The sequence below is a fragment of the Streptomyces sp. NBC_01618 genome (assembly GCF_045209435.1).
GTDB lineage: Bacteria > Actinomycetota > Actinomycetes > Streptomycetales > Streptomycetaceae > Streptomyces.
Genome location: NZ_CP109297.1, coordinates 652964 through 672832, shown reverse-complemented (window position 1 = coordinate 672832; position 19869 = coordinate 652964). Strand labels below are relative to the sequence as shown.

General features: G+C 69.9%; 22 protein-coding genes and 1 pseudogene. 15 read left to right on the top strand and 8 right to left on the bottom strand.

Features of this window, described 5'->3' with window-relative positions:
• Nucleotides 1-16: 16 nt before the first annotated feature.
• The gene (locus OH735_RS03125) at nt 17-739 is read right to left on the bottom strand and encodes a lysophospholipid acyltransferase family protein (protein ID WP_406379250.1); all 723 of its coding nucleotides are present in this window, start codon (nt 737-739) and stop codon (nt 17-19) included.
• Between the two features lie 218 nt (nt 740-957).
• Here OH735_RS03125 and OH735_RS03120 point away from each other — a divergent pair, with 218 nt between their 5' ends.
• From OH735_RS03120 to OH735_RS03095, 6 genes are all read left to right on the top strand, one after another.
• Nucleotides 958-1284: a TlpA family protein disulfide reductase gene (locus OH735_RS03120; protein WP_406379248.1), complete on the top strand. Its 327-nt coding sequence runs from the start codon at nt 958-960 to the stop codon at nt 1282-1284.
• Nucleotides 1285-1293: 9 nt separating this feature from the next.
• Entirely contained in the window at nt 1294-1437 is a 144-nt protein-coding gene (locus tag OH735_RS03115) for a putative leader peptide (RefSeq protein WP_406386389.1), read from the top strand.
• 44 nt (nt 1438-1481) lie between these two features.
• A complete protein-coding gene (locus OH735_RS03110) occupies nt 1482-1988 on the top strand; it encodes a flavin reductase family protein (RefSeq protein WP_406379246.1) in 507 nt (168 codons plus the stop codon).
• 202 nt (nt 1989-2190) lie between these two features.
• Nucleotides 2191-2976: an electron transfer flavoprotein subunit beta/FixA family protein gene (locus tag OH735_RS03105; RefSeq protein ID WP_406379244.1), complete on the top strand. Its 786-nt coding sequence runs from the start codon at nt 2191-2193 to the stop codon at nt 2974-2976.
• 96 nt (nt 2977-3072) lie between these two features.
• Nucleotides 3073-4035: an electron transfer flavoprotein subunit alpha/FixB family protein gene (locus OH735_RS03100; protein WP_406379242.1), complete on the top strand. Its 963-nt coding sequence runs from the start codon at nt 3073-3075 to the stop codon at nt 4033-4035.
• A 173-nt stretch (nt 4036-4208) separates the two neighbouring features.
• A complete protein-coding gene (locus tag OH735_RS03095) occupies nt 4209-5546 on the top strand; it encodes a DUF6986 family protein (RefSeq protein ID WP_406379240.1) in 1338 nt (445 codons plus the stop codon).
• Nucleotides 5547-5562: 16 nt separating this feature from the next.
• On the opposite strand, the gene OH735_RS03090 is transcribed toward OH735_RS03095, so the two are convergent.
• Nucleotides 5563-6591 (bottom strand): LacI family DNA-binding transcriptional regulator, encoded by a 1029-nt coding sequence (locus OH735_RS03090; RefSeq protein ID WP_406386387.1) that lies wholly within the window; start codon nt 6589-6591, stop codon nt 5563-5565.
• A 181-nt stretch (nt 6592-6772) separates the two neighbouring features.
• Between OH735_RS03090 and OH735_RS03085 the strand changes: the two genes are divergently transcribed.
• Nucleotides 6773-7729 carry an ROK family protein gene (locus OH735_RS03085; protein ID WP_406379238.1) on the top strand — a complete coding sequence of 319 codons (957 nt, stop codon included), beginning with the start codon at nt 6773-6775 and terminating at the stop codon, nt 7727-7729.
• Nucleotides 7730-7950: 221 nt separating this feature from the next.
• Here OH735_RS03085 and OH735_RS03080 read toward each other — a convergent pair whose 3' ends face one another.
• Both OH735_RS03080 and OH735_RS03075 read right to left on the bottom strand, forming a co-directional pair.
• Complete coding sequence (locus OH735_RS03080) at nt 7951-8721, bottom strand: NPCBM/NEW2 domain-containing protein (RefSeq protein WP_406386385.1); 771 nt, start codon at nt 8719-8721, stop codon at nt 7951-7953.
• A gap of 48 nt (nt 8722-8769) precedes the next feature.
• Nucleotides 8770-9678 (bottom strand): annotated as a pseudogene (locus tag OH735_RS03075) (glycoside hydrolase family 27 protein); the annotation flags it as partial.
• On the opposite strand from OH735_RS03075, the gene OH735_RS03070 reads away from it, so the two are divergent.
• A complete protein-coding gene (locus OH735_RS03070; RefSeq protein ID WP_406386384.1) occupies nt 9586-10311 on the top strand; it encodes a carbohydrate ABC transporter permease in 726 nt (241 codons plus the stop codon). The pseudogene OH735_RS03075 and the gene OH735_RS03070 sit on opposite strands and share 93 nt — an antisense overlap.
• A 219-nt stretch (nt 10312-10530) precedes the next feature.
• The gene (locus OH735_RS03065) at nt 10531-11133 is read left to right on the top strand and encodes a fasciclin domain-containing protein (RefSeq protein ID WP_406379236.1); all 603 of its coding nucleotides are present in this window, start codon (nt 10531-10533) and stop codon (nt 11131-11133) included.
• Nucleotides 11134-11189: 56 nt separating this feature from the next.
• Here OH735_RS03065 and OH735_RS03060 read toward each other — a convergent pair whose 3' ends face one another.
• Entirely contained in the window at nt 11190-11387 is a 198-nt protein-coding gene (locus tag OH735_RS03060; protein ID WP_406379234.1) for an excalibur calcium-binding domain-containing protein, read from the bottom strand.
• A 4-nt stretch (nt 11388-11391) separates the two neighbouring features.
• Between OH735_RS03060 and OH735_RS03055 the strand changes: the two genes are divergently transcribed.
• On the top strand, nt 11392-11517 hold the full coding sequence (locus OH735_RS03055; RefSeq protein ID WP_406379232.1) for a hypothetical protein: 126 nt from the start codon (nt 11392-11394) through the stop codon (nt 11515-11517).
• Between the two features lie 243 nt (nt 11518-11760).
• Nucleotides 11761-12798, top strand: coding sequence for an NUDIX domain-containing protein (locus OH735_RS03050; RefSeq protein WP_406379231.1), 1038 nt, complete (start codon nt 11761-11763; stop codon nt 12796-12798).
• Here OH735_RS03050 and OH735_RS03045 read toward each other — a convergent pair.
• Both OH735_RS03045 and OH735_RS03040 read right to left on the bottom strand, forming a co-directional pair.
• A complete protein-coding gene (locus OH735_RS03045) occupies nt 12757-13467 on the bottom strand; it encodes an MBL fold metallo-hydrolase (RefSeq protein WP_406379230.1) in 711 nt (236 codons plus the stop codon). The genes OH735_RS03050 and OH735_RS03045 overlap by 42 nt on opposite strands.
• Nucleotides 13468-13621: 154 nt before the next feature.
• Nucleotides 13622-14986 (bottom strand): dipeptidase, encoded by a 1365-nt coding sequence (locus OH735_RS03040; RefSeq protein WP_406379228.1) that lies wholly within the window; start codon nt 14984-14986, stop codon nt 13622-13624.
• Between the two features lie 183 nt (nt 14987-15169).
• Here OH735_RS03040 and OH735_RS03035 point away from each other — a divergent pair, with 183 nt between their 5' ends.
• Nucleotides 15170-16384, top strand: coding sequence for a geranylgeranyl reductase family protein (locus OH735_RS03035; protein ID WP_406379226.1), 1215 nt, complete (start codon nt 15170-15172; stop codon nt 16382-16384).
• Between the two features lie 101 nt (nt 16385-16485).
• Here OH735_RS03035 and OH735_RS03030 read toward each other — a convergent pair whose 3' ends face one another.
• Nucleotides 16486-16938: a nitroreductase family deazaflavin-dependent oxidoreductase gene (locus OH735_RS03030; RefSeq protein ID WP_406379225.1), complete on the bottom strand. Its 453-nt coding sequence runs from the start codon at nt 16936-16938 to the stop codon at nt 16486-16488.
• A 128-nt stretch (nt 16939-17066) separates the two neighbouring features.
• On the opposite strand from OH735_RS03030, the gene OH735_RS03025 reads away from it, so the two are divergent.
• From OH735_RS03025 to OH735_RS03015, 3 genes are all read left to right on the top strand, one after another.
• Nucleotides 17067-17774, top strand: coding sequence for a TetR/AcrR family transcriptional regulator (locus tag OH735_RS03025; RefSeq protein WP_406379223.1), 708 nt, complete (start codon nt 17067-17069; stop codon nt 17772-17774).
• A gap of 188 nt (nt 17775-17962) precedes the next feature.
• On the top strand, nt 17963-19204 hold the full coding sequence (locus OH735_RS03020; RefSeq protein ID WP_406379221.1) for a sensor histidine kinase: 1242 nt from the start codon (nt 17963-17965) through the stop codon (nt 19202-19204).
• Nucleotides 19201-19866 carry a response regulator gene (locus tag OH735_RS03015; RefSeq protein ID WP_406379219.1) on the top strand — a complete coding sequence of 222 codons (666 nt, stop codon included), beginning with the start codon at nt 19201-19203 and terminating at the stop codon, nt 19864-19866. Before OH735_RS03020 ends, OH735_RS03015 begins: the two co-directional genes overlap by 4 nt.
• Nucleotides 19867-19869: the final 3 nt, after the last annotated feature.

Here is a 19869-nt window from a genome sequence, read left to right as displayed (position 1 = left end):
CCGTGAGCCGGCCGCGTCAGCTCCTCTCGCGTACCTCGGCCGGCGTCGGAGCCGTACCGCCGAGGTGCGCGGGCACCCACCAGGTGTCACTCGCGTCCTTCGGGCGCACGGGATAGGCGCGCTGGGCCGCTTCCAGGAGCTCCTGGACCCGTTCCCGCAGCCGCCGGGTGATCGCGCCCGCGTACTGGTCGGTGGGCGCCTCCACCGGCTCGCCCACCCGGATCGTCACCGGGATGTGATTGCGCTTGAGATTGCGCGGCCGGCCCTTGGTCCACAGCCGCTGAGTCCCCCAGAGCGCCATGGGGATCAGTGGCACTCCGGCCTCCTGGGCCAGCCGTGCGGCGCCCGACTTGAAGCTCTTCAGCGTGAACGACTCCGAGATGGTGGCCTCGGGGAAGACGCCCACGATCTCTCCGGAGCGCAACGATTCGAGCGCGTGCGCATACGCGTCCTCGCCCTGCTTGCGGTCGACGGGAATGTGCTTCATGCCGCGCATCAGCGGCCCGGACACCTTGTGCCGGAAGACCGATTCCTTCGCCATGAACCGGACGAGCCGCTTCTGCGGCAGCGCCGCGAGCCCGGTGAAGATGAAGTCCAGATAACTGATGTGGTTGCTTACTAGGACCGCGCCACCGGTCTTCGGGATGTGCTCGGAACCCTGAGTGTCGATCTTCAGGTCAAGCGCCTTGAAAAACGTACGAGCGGCGCCGATGACCGGTCGATAGACGAGTTCTGCCATCTCGGGAAGACCCTTCTTCAGCGCCTGGGGAGGATTCTCCCGGCGGAAGTTACGCAGCCGTAGGTTTGCGGCATTGGGCCGATCGTGCCCCATGCGCGACGCGGTGGCCAGTCTTGGAGGGCGCGGGGCGCGAGATTCTCGTCACGTGGAACCGCCGGGAATGTCTCGTCGCCCGGTGGCGCTGACCCCTTGCGAAGAGCTCTGACAGGAGGCCGAAGGTGGACGGGCGGACACACCGGGGAACGCTGAACGCGGCCCAACTTGGCGCGGAATTGGGGGAGCGGGCAACCCTGGTGCAGTTCTCCAGCGCGTTTTGCCAGCCCTGCCGGGCCACCCGGCGCACCCTCGTCGAGGTGGCACGCATGGTGGACGGCGTCGCGCACGTGGAGATCGACGCCGAGGCGCATCTCACTCTCGTGCGCGAGCTGGAGATCAGCCGGACGCCGACCGTACTCGTCCTCGACGCCACCGGCCGGATCGTCCGCCGGGCCGTGGGACAGCCACGCACCGTCGACGTGGTCGCCGCCCTGGGAGCGGCGATGTGACAGACCGTGATGCATCTCCCACATTGCGGAACACTCTTGACTGCACCGGCCACGCATCGCCAGTGTGACGCCATGCCGCCGGAACTCCTTCTCTATGGCCGGGTCCACGTGGATCTCGCCCGCTACGCGAGTGCGTGCTGTTCGGGTGTCTGAGCAACCACGGCCCGGTACGCCATCCTCCGTAGAAGGACCTCCCCATGACGGCATCGCCCGAGCTCGGTACCTCCCGCACGGCATCCCCCGGACTTCTCCGCGCGGTCTTCCGGCAGCACGCCGCCGGTGTGGCAGTGATCACCGCCGCAGGTGACCGGCCGGTCGGCTTCACCGCGACCTCTCTCAACTCCGTGGCCGCCGAGCCGCCACTGATCTCGTTCGGTGTGGGGACCTCGTCCTCCAGTTGGCCGGTCGTGGCCGAGGCCGAGCACATAGGTGTCCACATACTCGGCGAGCACCAGCGGGAACTGGCCGCCACATTTGCCCGCAGCGGCGCCGACCGGTTCGGTCCGTCCACCTATTGGCGCAGTGGGCCCGAAGGTGTGCCGGTCCTCGACGGCGTGCTGGCTTGGCTGGTCTGCCGCGTGGTGGCCCGGGTCCCGGCGGGCGACCATCGGATCGTGATCGCACAGGCCGTGGTCGGTGACCCGGCCGGAGGCGGTCGCCCGCTGCTCTACCACCAGGGCCGCTTCACCGGCCTGCGGGACTGAGAACTCCCAAGCGGCACTTGGGGGCCGCACGTTGGCCAGATCACAGTTCCAAGCGCTTGCTCACGGGTAAAGCAATGGGTGTACTGACTAGTAATATCTCCGGTCGGAGCGTCGCTCGCTCCGACCGGAAACCGCCCCATCAGGCGCCTATGCTGCGTGCAACAAGGCAGCCCAGAAATGACGATGCAGTAGGAGAGCCGGCGTGAGCTTGAGGATCGTTGTCTGTGTGAAGTACGTGCCCGACGCCACGGGGGACCGGCATTTCGCCGATGACCTGACGCTGGACCGTGAGGATGTCGACGGTCTGCTGTCGGAGCTCGACGAGTACGCGGTGGAGCAGGCGCTGCAGATCGCGGATGCGGCGGACGATGCGGAGATCACTGTGTTGACGGTGGGTCCGGAGGATGCCAAGGACGCGTTGCGCAAGGCGTTGTCGATGGGTGTGGACAAGGCTGTTCATGTCGAGGACGACGATCTGCACGGCACGGATGTCATGGGTACGTCGTTGGTGCTGGCGAAGGCGGTCGAGAAGGCGGGTTACGACCTGGTGATCGCCGGTATGGCGTCGACGGACGGGGTGATGGGTGTGGTTCCGGCGCTGCTGGCGGAGCGTCTGGGTGTTCCGCAGGTGACGTTGCTGTCGGAGGTTTCGGTGGCGGACGGGGTCGTGCGGGGTCGGCGTGATGGGGACATGGCGTCGGAGCAGCTGGAGGCTTCGCTTCCGGCGGTGGTGTCGGTGACGGACCAGTCGGGTGAGGCGCGGTATCCGTCGTTCAAGGGGATCATGGCGGCGAAGAAGAAGCCGGTGGTGTCCTGGGATCTGGAGGATCTGGAGATCGGGGCGGACGAGGTCGGTCTGGCGGGTGCGTGGACCGTGGTCGATGCGGTGGCGGCGCGTCCGGCGCGTACGGCGGGCACGATCGTCAAGGACGAGGGCGAGGGCGGCAAGCAGCTGGCCGAGTTCCTGGCGGGCCAGAAGTTCATCTGACCGCGGCACCGGCCCCCGGCCCCGGTTCCGGTCGGTCGCCCAGTCCCTCCGTTCCTGTTCTCGTTTTCTTCGCAACTCGCAGGAGATTGAAGTCTGATGGCTGAAGTTCTGGTTTTTGTCGATCATGTGGATGGTGCTGTCCGTAAGCCCACGCTGGAGCTGTTGACGCTGGCGCGTCGGGTGGGTGAGCCGGTCGCGGTGGCGTTGGGTGCGGGTGCCGCGGGTACGGCCGGTGTGCTGGCGGAGCATGGTGCGGTGAGGGTTCTGACGGCTGATGCGCCGGAGTTCGGTGAGTATCTGGTGGTGCCGAAGGTCGATGCGCTGCAGGCGGCGGTCGAGGCGGTGTCGCCGGTCGCGGTGTTGGTTCCCTCGTCCGTGGAGGGCAAGGAGATCGCGGCGCGTCTCGCGGTGCGGATCGGTTCGGGGATCATTACGGACGCGGTGGATCTGGAGGCCGGTGAGCTGGGCCCGGTCGCGACGCAGTCGGCGTTCGCGGCGTCGTTCACGACCAGGTCCCGGGTGTCGAAGGGTGTTCCGGTGATCACGGTCAAGCCGAACTCGGCTGCGGTGGAGGCCGCTCCGGCCGCGGGTGCGGTCCAGGAGCTGGTGGTGTCGTTCTCCGGGCAGGCGACCGGTACCAGGGTCGTCTCCCGTACTGCGCGTGAGTCGACGGGGCGTCCGGAGCTGACCGAGGCCGCGATCGTCGTCTCGGGCGGCCGGGGTGTCAACGGTGCGGAGAACTTCGCGGTCATCGAGGCGCTGGCGGATTCGCTCGGTGCGGCGGTCGGTGCGTCGCGGGCGGCGGTGGACGCGGGCTGGTACCCGCATTCCAGCCAGGTCGGCCAGACCGGCAAGTCCGTCTCGCCGCAGCTGTACATCGCGTCCGGTATCTCCGGGGCGATCCAGCACCGGGCGGGCATGCAGACGTCCAAGACGATCGTCGCGATCAACAAGGACGCCGAGGCCCCGATCTTCGACCTCGTCGACTACGGCGTCGTCGGCGACCTCTTCCAGGTCGTGCCCCAGCTCACCGAAGAGGTCAGGACCCGCAAGGGCTGACCCACCCCCATCGAAACAGCGTCCCGACGGTCCGGGGCCGCGTGGTGTCCCCCACCGCACGGCCCCGGACCGTTTTGGATCAGCATTGACGCAGGTCCGACGGCCTTATAACTTCACCATACGGATTGTTGATTCCGGTAAGCGGAAACAACGTGACTGTGGAGGGTGTGGAAATGGGACAGCAGGAGAAGGTGGCAACAAGTCTCGCCGGTGCGGTCAGCGAGGAGATCAGTGCTTCCCTCACCGCGGTCGACGCCGAGCTCGCCCGTCGCTACCCGGGAGACCCGGGCACGCGCCAGCCGGTCCACACGGTCTACGTCCCCGGTGACGTGTTCACCTCCGGCACCATCCGGTCCTGGGGTGACCAGGCGCTGAAGGCCCTCGACGAACACGCCCCCGACGCGGCCTCGTTCGCCACCGCACTCGGCATCCCGGACGAGCTCGCAGCCCCCGTCCATGAGCGAGTACGCGCCAAGCTGGAGCGCGAGCCCGTCGAAGACCTGCGCATCGACTTCGAGGACGGTTACGGCCCCCGCCCCGACGCCGAGGAGGACGAGGCCGTGGCCCGCGCCGCCCGGCTCGTCTCGGAGGCGTACGAGAACGGAACGGCCGCCCCGTACATGGGCATCCGGATGAAGTGCATGGAGGCCGCCGTACGCGACCGGGGCATCCGCACCACGGACATCTTCCTCACCGGCCTGATGCAGGCGGGCGGCCTCCCCGACGGACTGGTCCTCACCCTTCCCAAGGTGACGTACCCCGAGCAGGTCACCGCCTTCGTCCGGCTCCTCGAAGCGTTCGAGCAGGCGCACGGCCTGCCGGCCGGGCGGCTCGGTTTCGAGATCCAGATCGAGACCAGCCAGTCCATCCTCGCCGCCGACGGCACCGCGGCCGTCGCCCGCATGATCGACGCCGCGCAGGGCCGCGCCACCGGTCTGCACTACGGCACCTTCGACTACAGCGCCTGCGTCGGCGTCAGCCCCGCCTACCAGGCCGGCGACCACCCCGCCGCCGACCACGCCAAGGCCGTCATGCAGGTCGCCGCCGCGGGCACCGGCGTACGGGTCTGCGACGGCTCCACCAACGTCCTCCCGGTCGGCCCCACCCACCAGGTCCACGACGCCTGGCGGCTCCACTACGGCCTCACGCGCCGCGCGCTGGCCCGCGCCTACTACCAGGGCTGGGACATGCACCCGGGCCACCTGCCGACCCGTTACGCGGCCGTGTACACCTTCTACCGCGAGGGCCTGGAGCAGGCCGCCGGGCGGCTCGCCGCGTACGTCGGCCTGGAGCAGGCCGCCGGGCGGCTCGCCGCGTACGTCGCGAAGGCGGGCGGCGACGTCATGGACGAACCCGCCACCGCCAAGGCGCTCAGCGGATATCTCCTGCGCGGCATCGACTGCGGTGCCCTGGACACCGCCGAGGTCGCCCGGCTGACCGGGCTGACGCGCGCGGACCTGGACGGCTTCGCGTCGCCGCGGCGGGGCGGGCTCACGGTGACCGCGCCGTAATTGCGGCGCCCGTGGCTCAGGCGGGCGGCAGCTCGCCCGAGCCACGCGGGACGAGCGTCGTGGGCAGCTCCACGCGGGCCGGGGGGTGGTCGGCGCCGTCCAGACGGCGGAAGAGGTGCTCCGTGGCGGTGCGGCCGACGGCGGCGGCGTCCTGGGAGATGACGGTGATGCCGAGCAGGTCGGCCAGCTCGATGTCGTCGAAGCCGACCAGGGCGACCCGTCGTTCCTGCTCCGCCAGGACACGTACCGCCGTCACCGTCACCCGGTTGTTGCCCGCGAACAGCGCGGTGACGGGCTCGGGGCCGGACAGCATCTCCTCAGCCGCGGCCCGGACCCGGTCCGGGGCGGTCGAGCCGAGGGAGACCCAGGAGCCCTTCACCGCCGTCCCGGCGTCCGCCATGGCCGCGTGGTAGCCGCGCAGCCGCTCGGTGGCGGTGTGGATGCGCGGCTGGTCGCCGATGAAGCCGATCCGGCGGTGGCCGTGCGCGATCAGATGCGCGACGCCCTGGCGGGCGCCGCCGAAACTGTCGGAGAGAACCATGTCGGCGTCGATACGGCCCGCCGGGCGATCCACGAAGACGGTGGCGATGCCCGCCTTTATCTCCGGCTCCAGATAGCGGTGGTCGTCGCCGGCCGGGATCACGATGAGACCGTCCACCCGGCGCGCGCACAGGGCCAGGACGAGCTCCTGCTCACGTTCCGGGTCCTCGGCGCTCGACCCGTTGATGAGCAGGGCGCCGTGCGCCCGGGCGACCTCCTCCACCGCGCGGCTCAGGGGCCCGTAGAACGGATCGGCGAGATCCTCCAGGACGAGGCCGATGGAGGCGGTGCGGCCCTTGCGCAGGACGCGTGCGCTGTCGTTGCGGCGGAAGCCGAGCGCCTCGATGGCATCCTGGACCCGGCGTTCGGTGTCCGGCGTGACTCCCGGCTCGCTGTTGACGACACGGGAGACCGTCTTGAGACCCACTCCGGCGCGGGCGGCCACGTCCTTCATGGTCGGCCGGTTGCCGTAGCGGGTCTCGGAGTGACGGGCGGTCTCGGCCACGGTGCGCTGTCCTGTCGTCGGCTGCGGGAGCTCCGGCGGGCCCGCGAACGGTGCCGTGGAGAGGCCGGAGGCTGTGCCGCCGAGCATAGGCCCTGGACAACGTTGTCAGCGGAATGGAGACTGGGCAGACCGATTACTGAAGCCGCAGGTCCCGCACCCGACCCATCACGGAGCCACACCGATGCCTACCGACCTCGTCGCCGCGCTGGACATCGGCGGCACCAAGATCGCCGCCGCGCTGGTGGACGGCGGCGGCGCGCTTCTCGTACGGGCGCAGCGGCCGACGCCCGCCCGGGAGAGCGCCGAGACGGTGATGGGCGCTGTGACGGAGATCCTGGCCGAGCTGTCCGGCTCACCGCTGTGGGGACGGGCTTCGGCCGTCGGAGTCGGCAGCGCGGGCCCGGTGGACGCCTCGGCCGGCACGGTCAGTCCCGTCAACGTCCCCGCCTGGCGCGACTTCCCGCTGGTGGAGCGCGTCGGCAAGGCGGTCGGCGGACTGCCCGTCGAACTGGTCGGCGACGGCGTCGCGATGACGGCGGCCGAGCACTGGCTGGGCGCGGCCCGCGGCTATGACAACGCGCTGTGCATGGTCGTGTCGACCGGTGTGGGCGGCGGACTTGTCCTCGGCGGAAAGCTGCACCCCGGCCCCACGGGCAATGCCGGGCACATCGGCCATGTCAGCGTGGATCTGGACGGTGATCCGTGCCCGTGCGGTTCGCGCGGCTGCGTCGAGCGCATCGCCAGCGGACCGAACATCGCCCGCCGGGCGCTGGAGACCGGCTGGCGTCCCGGACCGGACGGCGACGCCTCGGCCACCGCCGTGGCCGCCGCCGCGCGGGCCGGGGACCGTATCGCCATCGCCTCGTTCGAGCGTGCCGCGCAGGCGCTGGCCGCCGGAATCGCCGCCACCGCCACGCTCGTCGAGATCGACATCGCGGTGATCGGTGGGGGAGTCGCCGGTGCGGGCGACATCCTCTTCGCTCCGCTGCGCCGGGCCCTGCGCCGGTACGCCACGCTCTCCTTCGTCCAGCAGCTCACGGTGGCCCCGGCGGTGATGGGCACGGACGCGGGGCTGGTGGGTGCGGCGGCCGTGGCGGCGCGGGTGGGTCCGGGCGGGGCCATGGCCGTTCGGGCCTGACCGACGGCGGGCGGTGAGAAGCGCCGGACGGGCCCCGGGACCGATGTCCTGGGGCCCGTCCGGCGTCCGTCCGTCGGGGTTCGTCCGGCGTCCGTCCGGCGTCCGTCCGGTGTTCGTCCGTCGGGGTTCGTCCGGCGTCCGTCCGGCGTCCGTCCGGTGTTCGCAGGCGCGGTGTGGCCGTGACCGCGACTCCGTGTCGGCTGTCCCGCCCGCTGCTTCCGTCAGCAGGAGATCCGCAGGTCCGCCCAGTCCGCGTGGTCGAAATCGATGCCGTCTCCGCCGTCGGTGACCAACAGACGGACCATCTGCGCGCCGCTCACATCCGCCGAGAGCGGCTGCGCGGGCATCGCATTGGTCAGTACGCCGGTGGACGCCACCTTCGTACCGTCGGCCCAGACCTCGAAGACGACCGTGCCCTTGGTCCCCGTCTCGTCGTCGACCCCGACCTGGGCCGTCACGGCGCTGCATGCCCCGCCGGTGTAGTACTCGACGGCGCTGTCGGCGTGCACGCCGAGCCCCTTGGTGAAGACCGTGCCGCCGATGGTGAGCGGATTGCCGTCCCCCGCCTTGCTCTCACCGTTGCTGGTGTCCTGTTCGACCGGGCCCCAGCCGTTGGTGGCGGAGAGTCGGGGCAGAGCGCTCAGGTAGCTGCTGCCGACCGGTGGCGCGACGACCACATGGGCCCGGAACGGGACCGTGGACGTCACCCGTGTCCCGGTCGGTGAACGGTACTGGGCGGTGAGCGTCAGGTCGTACGTGCCGGTGGCCGTGCCCGCGGGGGCCGTCACCTGCCAGCGGGTGGTCAGGGCCTGGCCGGTCGCCAGGGCCGGTGAGCCGGTCGGCGACGCCGCCTTCACCTGCCAGCCCGAGGGGCCGGTGAGAGCCGCGGACACCGATGTGGCGGCGGTACGGCCGAGATCGGTCACCGTCGTCGTCAGCGTCGCTGTGCGACCCGCTTCGACCAACGGGCTTCCCTTCAGCCCGAGTTCCACGGCGGGCGGGTGCGCGGCCCACTTGTCGTCGGCGGCGATGCGCAGCAGTACGGTCCCGTGTGCCGGGACGGTCGCCGAGACGCTGCCCGCCGTGTTGTGCGTCGTGTGCTCCCACAGGTCACGCATCGTGTATGCGGTGGCCTTCGGCAGCCCCGCCGCCTCGGCCGTCGTCGAGATGCGCTGGGCGCTGCCCGTCTCGTTGAACAGGGCCACGACGCGGCTGCCGTCCTGCATCTCCTTCGTGACGACCCAGCGGCCGTCGGCGGATGAGAGGACGGTGCCCTGCTTGCCCAGCGGATCCTGATCGACCGCGATGACCTCGTGGTTGGAGAGGATCTCGAAGGTTTCCGGGCTCGCCTTGCGCAGATCGGAACCGATGAGCAGCGGCGCCGCCATGACGGACCACATGGAGAAGTGGGTGCGGTACTCCGTGTCCGTCATGCCGCCGTTGCCGACCTCCAACATGTCCGGGTCGTTCCAGTGTCCGGGGCCCGCGGCGGCCGCGAGGGGAAGATTCTGCTTCATGATCGACAGCATGCTTCCCCAGCTGTCGTTGATGTCGCCCGTCGTGCGCCAGAGGTTGCCGAGCTCGCCGGCCCACTCCCAGGGCTTGTTCTGGCCCCACTCGCAGATGCTGTAGACGATGGGGCGGCCGGTCGCCGCGAGCGCGTCCCGCATCGTCGTATAACGCTGTTTCGCGTCGATGCCCTGATTGTTGCAGTTGTCGTACTTGAGGTAGTCGATTCCCCAGTCCGCGAACTGCCGCGCATCGCTGTACTCATGGCCGAGCGCCCCCGGAAGGCCCACGCTGTCGCAGGTCTTGGTACCGGCGCTGGTGTAGATGCCGATTTTCAGGCCCTTGGAGTGGACGTAGTCCGCGACGGCCTTGATGCCGTTCGGGAAGCGCTGTGGATCGGCCTCCAGCTTTCCGTCCGCATTGCGCTGCGGCTTTGCCCAGCAGTCGTCGAGATTGACGTATTCGTAGCCGGCGTCCTTGAGGCCCTTCTTGACGACGGCAGAAGAAGACCATCCGGCGGGCTCGTCCTGCTGTTGCTCTTCACCGCCGGGAACCTGCTGCCGCAGCAGGTGATCGTCACGCCCCTGTACGTCGTGTTCAACCGCATCCCGCTGCCCTACTGGATGTCCGACTCGATGACGATGCTCGACTCGTACTGGGCCGTCGTCGTCGTCCAGATCGGCTTCCAGCTCGGTTTCTGCGTCTTCGTCCTGGCCAATTTCAGGCGTACCCTGCCGCAGGAGATCCTGGAGGCCGCCATCGTCGACGGCGCGGGCGTCTGGACCCAGTACTGGCGGATCACCCTGCCGCTCTGCCGTCCCGCCCTGGCCGCACTCGGCACGCTCCAGTTCACCTGGATGTACAACGACTTCCTCTGGGCACTGGTATTCATCTCCGACGGCGACAAGCTCCCCATCACCTCGGCGCTGAACAACCTCAGGGGGCAGTTCTTCACGGACTACAACCTGCTCGCCGCAGGCTCCGTGATCGTCGCGCTGCCGACGCTCGTGGTCTTCCTGCTGCTCCAGCGACACTTCATCGCGGGCCTTACCCTGGGCTCCAGCAAGGGGTAGCCGATGGCCGGTGAACAACCGGGCGCGGGCGAGTGGTGCAACCAGGTAAATGCCCTCGGGGTGCGCTTCTCGCAGGGTGATGTCTAGGCTTGATCCAGTGGTCCATGAGGCATGTCGGAGCGGTGCGTACGGCACCCCGGCGGTCGGACACATTCTTCGTCCTACGAGGGTCGCCATCGACACCTCACGGACCTCCTCCCAGAGGGAAGAGGAATCGGCATGAGTTCACATCGCATCCGCACGAGCGCCGCAGCGATCACCGCTGCGGTGGCCCTCCCGCTCTCGCTCGGCGCGTTCGCCCCGCAGGCGTTCGCCGACAACACGGCGTCCAGTCCCTCCAGCACACCGAGCCCGTTCGGCCCGGGATGTTCCTCGCTGCCGCACAAGGGCAAGGGCAGTGCCACCAGCATGTCCAAGGAACGCGTGGCCACCGCAGCGGCCAACAACCCCAAACTGACCAAGCTGGCACTCGCGCTGAAGGACGCCGGGCTCACCACCAAGCTCAATGACGCGAAGCACGTCACGCTCTTCGCTCCCACGAACGCGGCCTTCGACAAGATTTCCAAGATGCAGCTCGCCGGCCTGCTCAAGGACAAGGCACAGCTGAAGAAGGTCCTGACCTACCACGTCGTGGACAAGACCATCACCCCCAGCGAGCTTCCCAACGGCAGTTTCAAGACGCTGGAGGGCTCCACGCTCAAGACCTCGGGGTCGGGCACGTCGTTCAAGGTCAACGACACCGCGAAGATCGTCTGTGGGGACATCAAGGTGGCCAACGCCACCGTCTACCTCGTCGATACGGTCCTCATGCCGCCGTCCTAGGGTGCCGCACCGGGACGACGATCGGTCATTGTCGTGAAGAGGGCATCGGCAGGTGTCTATTCACAGCCGATCCCGTCGCCGTCCCGGTCCAGGTGCCGCCCGTAGCCGGGCTCTCCCGCATGAATGGGGGCGGCGCCGGCTGCGCGGACGGCGGTGCAGTTGGCGTAGTACGCCGAGCCGCTGCCGCCTCCGTTTGAACCGGATCCACCGGATGCGCCGCCGTCCCCGTCCCCGTCCGCCGGCGCGACGCTCACCTTGATGGTCCTGGTCTTCGTGACGGTCGACACCGGCTCCGGGCTCGCGGTCACCGTCTCGGTGGCGGCCGGTGCCGGAGTGGTGGTCACCGTGGCCGTCGCGGTCACGGTCGCGGACGGCAACGAGTGAAGAAGCGGCCGTGGTTCTCAGTGGTCTCACAGAACCCGTTGAGCGAATGAGGTGCGACCCGTGGTGCCACCACGCAACGCTCAACACACTTCATCCAAGGGCACATCGGGACAGGCGGACTCGTGCAAGGGAACGTCGCACGCGGGCATCCGGCGGGTCCTTTCGGGTAACAGCCACCACAGGCGGGTTTTCGCGGCAGGGTGTTGCGGGCAAGCCACAGGGGGCTACGGAAGAGGGGGAACCGTGATCGTCTGGATCAACGGTGCGTTCGGCGCGGGAAAAACGAGCGCCGCGCGCGAGCTGGTCGATCTGATCCCGAACAGCACGTTCTACGACCCCGAGCTGATCGGCGCGGGGCTGCGGTATCTGCTGCCCCAGAAGAGACTTGCCGAGGTGACCGACTTCCAGGACCTGCCGATCTGGCGGCGCCTGGTGGTGGACACCGCCGCGGCTCTGCTCGCCGAGGTGTCCGGGGTGCTGGTGGTGCCGATGACTCTGCTGCGACAGGAGTACCGCGACGAGATCTTCGGAGGGCTCGCCTCGCGGCGCATTCCGGTGCGCCACGTCGTGCTCTCACCTGAGGAAACGATCCTGCGCAAACGGATAGCCGACCGGGTGGAGTACGCCGACGACCCGGAGCACAGCGAACGGATCCGGCAGTGGGCCTACGAGCACATCGAGCCCTACCGGGCGGCACTCGGCTGGCTGACCCGGGACGCCCACACCATCGACACCAGCGCGCTCACCCCGTACGAGACCGCCGAGCGCATGGCCGAGGCGGTCCGCACCGGAGCGGCCACCGCGTGCGAGATCGTGCAGACGCCCGAGCCGACCGCAGAAACCGTTGCGGCCGGTGTACTGCTCTTCGACGAACGCGATCGGGTGCTGCTCGTCGACCCGACGTACAAGCCCGGCTGGGAGTTCCCGGGCGGAATAGTCGAGGCCGGCGAGGCACCCGCACAGGCCGGGATCCGTGAAGTGGCCGAGGAGATAGGCATTCACCTCGACCGGGTGCCCAAACTCCTCGTCATCGACTGGGAGGAGCCGAAACCACCCGGCTACGGAGGGCTGCGGATGCTCTTCGACGGCGGTCTGCTGCCCCGCGCGGACGCCGAACGGCTGCTGCTGCCCGGCTCGGAGCTGCGCGGCTGGCGGTTCGTCACCGAGGAAGAGGCGGCCACGATGCTGCCCCCCACCCGGTACGAACGGCTGCGCTGGGCGCTACGAGCCCGGGAGCGGTCAACCGTGCTCAACCTGGAGGCCGGAGTCCCGGTCGGCTGAGGCGCGCAGCGTCGTGGCGGCGTCGACAGTGAGCGGATCGCCGTGCCCGAAGCAGACCGTGGCCGGTTCCAGTGCGGCCAGCCGTCGGAACGAAGTCACGGCCTGCGCCCGGTCGATGTTGAAGACGCCCAGCATCACCCGGTCGACCGCGGCCACGCAGTCGCCGGTGAACAGCACACCGTGGTGCGGCAGATGGATACCGATGGAGCCGGGGGTGTGGCCGGGGGAGTGGACCACCCGGGCCCCCGAGCCGAACCCGATCTCGTCGCCATCGGCCAGCTCGCGGTCGACACGGGTCGGCGGGGCCGGCGGCACGGTCAGCCCGTGCTCGTACAACGGGCGTTCCCAGTCCAGCAGGACCGGGTCGGCGATCTCCTCCTCGCCACGGATCACCGGGGCGTCCAGGCGATGGGCCAGGACCTCGGCGTCGTGCCGATCAGCGAGCTCCTGGGCGGCGCCGTAGTGGTCGCGGTGCCCGTGGGTGACCACGATCCGGGAGATGCGGCCAGGGTCCAGGCCGAGGCTGCGCACGGCGTCCTCGATCGCGGGCGCGGCGTCGATGTCGCCCGCGTCGATCAGGGTCAGGTCCGCGCCGTCGCGCCACAGATATGCCTGGCCGATGCGGAAGCGGAACATGTGCAGTTGGGGAAGTACCTCGACGAGATCCATACGTCGAACGTACGTGACCCCGCCCGCCCGGCGACCGGATCTACGCTCTGGGCGAGCTTCGCTCAGCGCGTAGCCCGGCTGCGTGGACGGCCCGGAACCCCGCAAGCCCCGGGCATGAGCCGGAAGCCTGCGGGGTCGAACGGATGACGGGAGATCAGATCTGCTTGGATGCCGCGTAGTTCCGCAGGAACAGCGCCTCGGCGAGCGACAGCCGCTCCAGCTCCTCGGGTGACACGCTCTCGTTCACCGCGTGGATCTGTGCCTCCGGCTCACTCAGGCCGATCAAGAGGATCTCGGCCTCCGGGTAGAGAGCGGCGAGGGTGTTGCAGAGCGGGATCGAGCCGCCCATGCCGGACGTCTGCATCTTCTCGCCGGGGTACGCGGCCTCCATCGCCTGAGCCATCGACGTGTACGCCGGGCTGGAGGTGTCCGCGCGGAACGGCTGGCCCTGGCCGACCTGTTCCACCGACACCCTCGCCCCCCAGGGGGCGTGCGCCTTGAGGTGGGCGGTCAGGAGCTCGGTCGCCGCAGCCGCGTCCTGGCCCGGCGGCACGCGCAGGCTGATCTGTGCGCGTGCGCTCGCCTGGAGCGAGGGGGTCGCGCCGACAACCGGGGGGCAGTCGATGCCGATGACGGTGACGGCGGGCCGGGCCCAGATCCGGTCGGCGACCGTGCCCGTACCGATCAGACCGACGCCGTCGAGGACCTTCGCGTCCTTGCGGAACTCGGCCTCCGGGTACTGCAGTCCGTCCCATTCGGAGTCCGTGGCGAGACCGTCGACGGTCGTGGTGCCGTCCTCGGCGCGCAGCGACGCCAGCAGCTGGATCATCGCGGCCAGTGCGTCCGGGGCGGCGCCGCCGAACTGACCGGAGTGCAGGTTCCCTTCGAGGGTGTCGAGCGTGACGCGCAGCATCGTCATGCCGCGCAGCGTCGCCGTGACCGTCGGCAGACCGACCCGGAAGTTGCCCGTGTCGCCGATGACAATCGTGTCGGCGGTCAGCAACTCGGGGTGCGCCTCCGCGTAACGTTCCAGACCGCCGGTGCCCTGTTCCTCGGAACCCTCGGCGATCACCTTGACGGAGACCGGGACGCCGCCGTTCGCCTTGAGGGCGCGCAGGGCGAGGAGGTGCATGACGAAGCCGCCCTTGCAGTCCGCGGAGCCGCGGCCGAACCAGCGGCCGTCCCGCTCCGTCAACTCGAACGGCGGGGAGAGCCAGGCGGACTCGTCGAGCGGCGGCTGCACGTCGTAGTGCGCGTAGAGCAGTACGGTCGGGGCACCTGCCGGGCCGGGCAGGAAGCCGTACACCGATTGGGTGCCGTCGGGGGTGTCGAGCAGGGCGACGTCCTGGAAGTCCTCTGCGCGCAGCGCGTCGGCGACCCAGTTCGCGGCCGCCTCGCACTCGCTCTTCGGGAACTGCGCGGGATCCGCCACCGACTGGAAGGCCACCAGCTCGGCCAGCTCCGTCTTGGCGCGGGGCATCAGCGAGGCAATGGTCTCGGAGATCGGACGGGCGGTCATGGGCACGCTCCTTGTGGGTGCGATGTTACGTGTACGAATCCGGCTACATGTACACCAATTGTGCGGCGTTGCATGGAGGACGAACGTACGGTCGATCCTCCCACAGAGGGGGGCGGGCCCGGCGCGCCGTAGGATGCCGTGAGCAGCATGGGCCATTGGTGGGATCGGGAGCAGAAGCACATCGTGAGCAGCGAGAACGCAGACGCCGGGCATGAGCACGAAGAGTCGTCCGTGTGGGACGTCGTCGTAGTCGGTGGCGGACCGGCCGGAGCATCCGCGGCATACGCGGCGGCGGTCGCCGGCCGACGGGTACTGCTCCTCGAAAAGGCGGAGCTGCCCCGCTACAAGACGTGTGGCGGCGGCATCATCGGGTATTCGCGTGATTCGCTGCCGCCCGGATTCGAACTGCCGCTGCGGGACCGCATCCACGCGGTCACGTTCTCGCTCAACGGCAGGCTGGCGCGCACCCGTCGCTCCAAGCGGATGCTCTTCGGGCTCATCAACCGCCCCGAGTTCGACGCGGGACTGGTCGAGGAGGCGCAGAAGGCGGGCGCCGAACTCCGTACCGGAGCGACGGTGACAAGGGTCGAGCAGCACGGCGCCGCGGTGCCGGACCGGCGCACGGTCGCCCTGGTGCTGTCCGGCGGTGAGACGGTGCTCGCCCGCGCGGTCGTCGGCGCGGACGGCAGCGCGGGGCGGATAGGCGCTCATGTCGGGGTGAAGCTCGACCAGGTGGACCTCGGCCTGGAGGCGGAGATCCCGGTTCCGGAGACGGTCGCGGAGGACTGGGCGGGGCGGGTGCTCATCGACTGGGGGCCCATGCCCGGTAGTTACGGCTGGGTGTTCCCCAAGGGTGATCTCCTCACCGTCGGTGTGATCTCGGCGCGGGGCGACGGCGCGGGCACCAAGCGGTACCTGGAGGACTTCATCGCCCGGCTCGGTCTCGCCGGTTTCGAGCCGAAGATCTCCTCCGGGCATCTGACGCGCTGTCGCAGCGACGACTCGCCGCTGTCGCGCGGGCGGGTGCTGGTGTGCGGCGACGCGGCGGGACTGTTGGAGCCGTGGACCCGCGAGGGCATCTCCTTCGCGCTCCGGTCGGGGCGGCTCGCGGGTGAGTGGGCGGTGCGCATCGCGGAATCGCACGATGCGGTGGACGCCCGACGCCAGGCGCTGAACTACGCCTTCGCCATCAAGGCCGGTCTGGGTGTCGAGATGGGCGTCGGACGGCGCATGCTGAAGCTCTTCGAGCGCCGCCCCGGGGTGCTGCACGCGGTGCTGACGGGTTTCCGCCCGGCCTGGAACGCATTCGCCGGGGTCACCCGGGGCACGACCTCGCTGGCCGAGCTGGTCCGTACGCATCCGCTGGCGCAGCGGGCGCTGTCGGCGATGGACCGTTAGGCCCTGACACCCGGGGTGCTCGGGGTGCTTGGAGTTCTTGGAGTGCTTGGAGTTCGGGAACCCGGGTGCCGGGTTGCCCGGGAGGGGCCGGCCGCTACGGGTCAGTCCTCCACGGTGATCCGGAAGACGGGGTGGTCCGGGCAGGCTGCCAGGAGTTCGGCGTCCGTGGACTTCGCAGCGACGCCCTGGAAGTACTGATTGACCTGCCATCCCCACCGCTCCAAGTAGGTGCGGACGACGAGCGCCTTCTGCTCGTCGTCCGCGATCTCCACGGCTGTGAATGTGCGGACCCTCCGGCCCACCCGCAGTTCGCCGCCGCCGGCCGCCCGCATGTTGCGCACCCACTGGGAGTGGCCGCGCGCGGAGACCAGGTACTGCGCGCCCTGGTGGGTGTGGGGGTTCACGGGTATGCGCTGCGGCTGCCCGCTCTTGCGGCCGCGTACCGACAGTTCGACCGAGCCCTGAAGGCTGACGCCGTGCCGGGCCAGCCAGCCGATGACGCCGTTCATCCGGACGTTGAAGGCGTTGCCCTGAAGGTAGTACGGCTGAGACATGGTGACTCCCTCACGTTTTGAGAGCGGTGCTCTCGCTTGAGAGTAGTGTGCACGGGGGCGGTGCTCAAATGCAAGAGCGCTGCTCTCGTCATTGGTCGGTGCTCTCTGTTCGTGGCAGACTGAAGCCCATGAGCACTGTCCGAGGAGCCAGGGAACGGGCCCGTATCGAGGTCACCGCCGCCATCAAGGGCGAGGCGAAGAATCAGTTGGCGGCCGAGGGCGCCGCGAAACTCTCACTGCGCGCCGTCGCACGGGAGCTCGGCATGGTGTCCTCCGCGCTCTACCGCTACTTCCCCAGCCGGGACGAGCTGCTCACGGCCTTGATCGTCGACGCGTACGACGCCGTGGGCGAGACCGCCGAGGCCGCTCACCGGGCCGCCGTCGCCGACGCCGCCCCGCACCTCGCACGCTGGACCGCGGTCGCCGGCGCCGTACGTGACTGGGCCCTGGCCCACCCCCACGAGTACGCCCTGATCTACGGTTCGCCCGTGCCCGGCTACACCGCACCGCAGGCCACGATCGGACCCGCCTCCCGCGTCGGCCGCGTCCTGATCACCATCGTCGGCGACGCCTACCGCACGGACGGCCTCGCGGTGCCGCCACTCGCCGCCGAACTGCGCGCCGAGGCCGGACGGATGGTCGCCGAATTCGCTCCCGGCCTCCCTCCGGGCGTCGCGGCCCCGCTGATCGCCGCCTGGTCACAGCTGTTCGGGCTGATCTCCTTCGAGATCTTCGGCCAGTTCAACCGGGTGGTGGAGGCCCGGGAGGTCTTCTTCCGGGAGGCCGTCACCGAACTGGCCCGCACGGTCGGGCTGCTCGGCCCCCGCGGCAGCTAGGGTCCGCCAGCGGTGCGTATATCGTCCTCGACCGGTGCGTATATCGTCCTCGACCGGTCCGTCCGTCGTCCTCGACCGGTCCGTCCGTCGTCCTCCGCCCGTCCGTACGCCGTACTCCACAGGGAGTACGGGTGATCACCACGCCCGGCTGACGCCTGCGCCGCGGTCCGCCGTCTAGCGTGGCCGCCATGGAAGAGCAACGCTCACACTGGGGCCACGGGGAGCCGCCGCGGTGGCTGACGGGGGAGCCGGGACACTCCGCCTCCCGGCTGCCCTGGCCGTCGACGATCCTGCTCGGTGCCGTCGTCATGATCGGTTCGACCATCGCGGCCCGGGGACAGGTGGACGAGCGGGCGCCGCTGGACCTCTTCGCGCGGCTGCTGCTCTTCCTGGCCGTCGCCGTGCTCGTGCTGCGCCACCGCCACCCCGTGGTGGCTGTCTTCGGGGCGTCGGCCGCGGCGATGGTCTATCTGGCCGCCGGATATCCGTACGGGCCGGTCTTCCTGGCCGTCGCCGTGGGCTGCTTCAGTGCCGTCGTCGCCGGCCACCGGGGGGCCGCCTGGTCGGCCGTCGGCATGGTGTGGCTGGGGCACGTCCTGGTGGCCCACTGGCTCTACCGCTGGCTTCCGCCGACCGGCGGCCACGCCGCTCCCTGGGGACAGGAGCTGGGCATCGCCGCCTGGGTGGTGGCCATCGTCGCCGCCGCCGAGTTCGTCCGCGTACGCCGTGAGCAGTGGGCGGACCAGCGCGCGGAACGGGAGGCTGCCCAGCAGCGCCGGGCCGACGAGGAGCGGCTGCGGATGGCGCGTGAGCTCCATGACGTCCTGGCCCACAGCATCTCCGTGATCAACGTCCAGTCGAGCGTCGGGCTCGCGTTGCTGGACTTTGACCCCGAGCAGGCCCGTACCGCCCTCACCACCATCAAGGCCGCCAGCAGGGAGGCGCTGGGCGAGGTCCGTCAGGTCCTCGACACACTGCGTACCCCCGGAGACGCTCCCAGGGCCCCGGCTCCCGGACTCGACCGGCTCCCCGAACTCGTCGAACAGGCGGCGAGCACCGGACTGACCGTCACCGTCGAGACCGACGGGGTACGGGGCGCCGTACCGCCCGGCGCGGATCTCGCCGCCTTCCGGATCGTCCAGGAGGCGCTCACGAACGTGGTCCGGCACTCCGGATCGCGCACCGCGCAGGTCCGGATCGGCTACGAGCCCGGCCGCATCCGGCTCCGTATCGACGACGAAGGACCCGCCACCGGCAACGACGCGGGCGGCAGCGGCAACGGACTGGCGGGCATGCGGGAGCGCGCCGCCGCACTGGGTGGCACGATCGAGGCGGGCCCCCGGTCCTACGGCGGCTTCCGGGTGCTGGCCGAGCTTCCACTGTTGTCCGACTCACCCGGCGCGGCGGCGCCCAAGGAGGAGACACCGTGATCCGCGTACTGCTCGCCGACGACCAGCTGCTGGTCCGGGCCGGTTTCCGGGCCCTGCTGGACGCCCAGCCCGGCATCGAGGTGGCGGGCGAGGCCGCCGACGGCGAGGAGGCCGTACGCATGGTGCGCGAACTGCAACCGGACACCGTGCTGATGGACATCCGGATGCCGTGTCTCGACGGCCTCGCCGCCACTCGCGCCATCACCGAGGACCCCGGACTGCGCGACGTGAAGGTGGTCATGCTCACCACCTTCGAGCTCGACGAGTACGTCTTCGAGGCGATCCGCTCCGGCGCCTCCGGCTTCCTCGTCAAGGACACCGAACCGGAGGAACTGCTGCGGGCGGTACGCGCGGTGGTGGCCGGCGACGCCCTGCTCTCACCTGGGGTCACCCGCCGGCTGATCGCCGAGTTCGCGGCCCGGTCCAAGGAACCCGCGGCGGCCACCGGGCTGAGCGAACTCACCGAACGGGAACGGGAGGTGATGGCGCTCGTCGGCATAGGGCTCTCCAACGAGGAGATCGCCCGACGGCTGGTCGTCAGCCCGCTCACCGCCAAGACCCATGTCAGCCGCACCATGGTGAAGCTCGGCGCCCGCGACCGGGCCCAACTCGTGGTGTTCGCCTACGAGTCGGGGCTTGTGCGCCCCGGCTGGCTCGGCTGACCG

Bases quoted from the DNA above. Each gene is read 5' to 3' on its own strand.
- OH735_RS03125 (WP_406379250.1), bottom strand. From the start codon at position 739: ATGGCAGAACTCGTCTATCGACCGGTCATCGGCGCCGCTCGTACGTTT.
- OH735_RS03115 (WP_406386389.1), top strand. From the start codon at position 1,294: ATGCATCTCCCACATTGCGGAACACTCTTGACTGCACCGGCCACGCAT.
- OH735_RS03110 (WP_406379246.1), top strand. From the start codon at position 1,482: ATGACGGCATCGCCCGAGCTCGGTACCTCCCGCACGGCATCCCCCGGA.
- OH735_RS03100 (WP_406379242.1), top strand. From the start codon at position 3,073: ATGGCTGAAGTTCTGGTTTTTGTCGATCATGTGGATGGTGCTGTCCGT.
- OH735_RS03095 (WP_406379240.1), top strand. From the start codon at position 4,209: ATGGGACAGCAGGAGAAGGTGGCAACAAGTCTCGCCGGTGCGGTCAGC.
- OH735_RS03085 (WP_406379238.1), top strand. From the start codon at position 6,773: ATGCCTACCGACCTCGTCGCCGCGCTGGACATCGGCGGCACCAAGATC.
- OH735_RS03065 (WP_406379236.1), top strand. From the start codon at position 10,531: ATGAGTTCACATCGCATCCGCACGAGCGCCGCAGCGATCACCGCTGCG.
- OH735_RS03055 (WP_406379232.1), top strand. From the start codon at position 11,392: ATGGTCCTGGTCTTCGTGACGGTCGACACCGGCTCCGGGCTCGCGGTC.
- OH735_RS03045 (WP_406379230.1), bottom strand. From the start codon at position 13,467: ATGGATCTCGTCGAGGTACTTCCCCAACTGCACATGTTCCGCTTCCGC.
- OH735_RS03040 (WP_406379228.1), bottom strand. From the start codon at position 14,986: ATGACCGCCCGTCCGATCTCCGAGACCATTGCCTCGCTGATGCCCCGC.
- OH735_RS03030 (WP_406379225.1), bottom strand. From the start codon at position 16,938: ATGTCTCAGCCGTACTACCTTCAGGGCAACGCCTTCAACGTCCGGATG.
- OH735_RS03025 (WP_406379223.1), top strand. From the start codon at position 17,067: ATGAGCACTGTCCGAGGAGCCAGGGAACGGGCCCGTATCGAGGTCACC.
- OH735_RS03020 (WP_406379221.1), top strand. From the start codon at position 17,963: ATGGAAGAGCAACGCTCACACTGGGGCCACGGGGAGCCGCCGCGGTGG.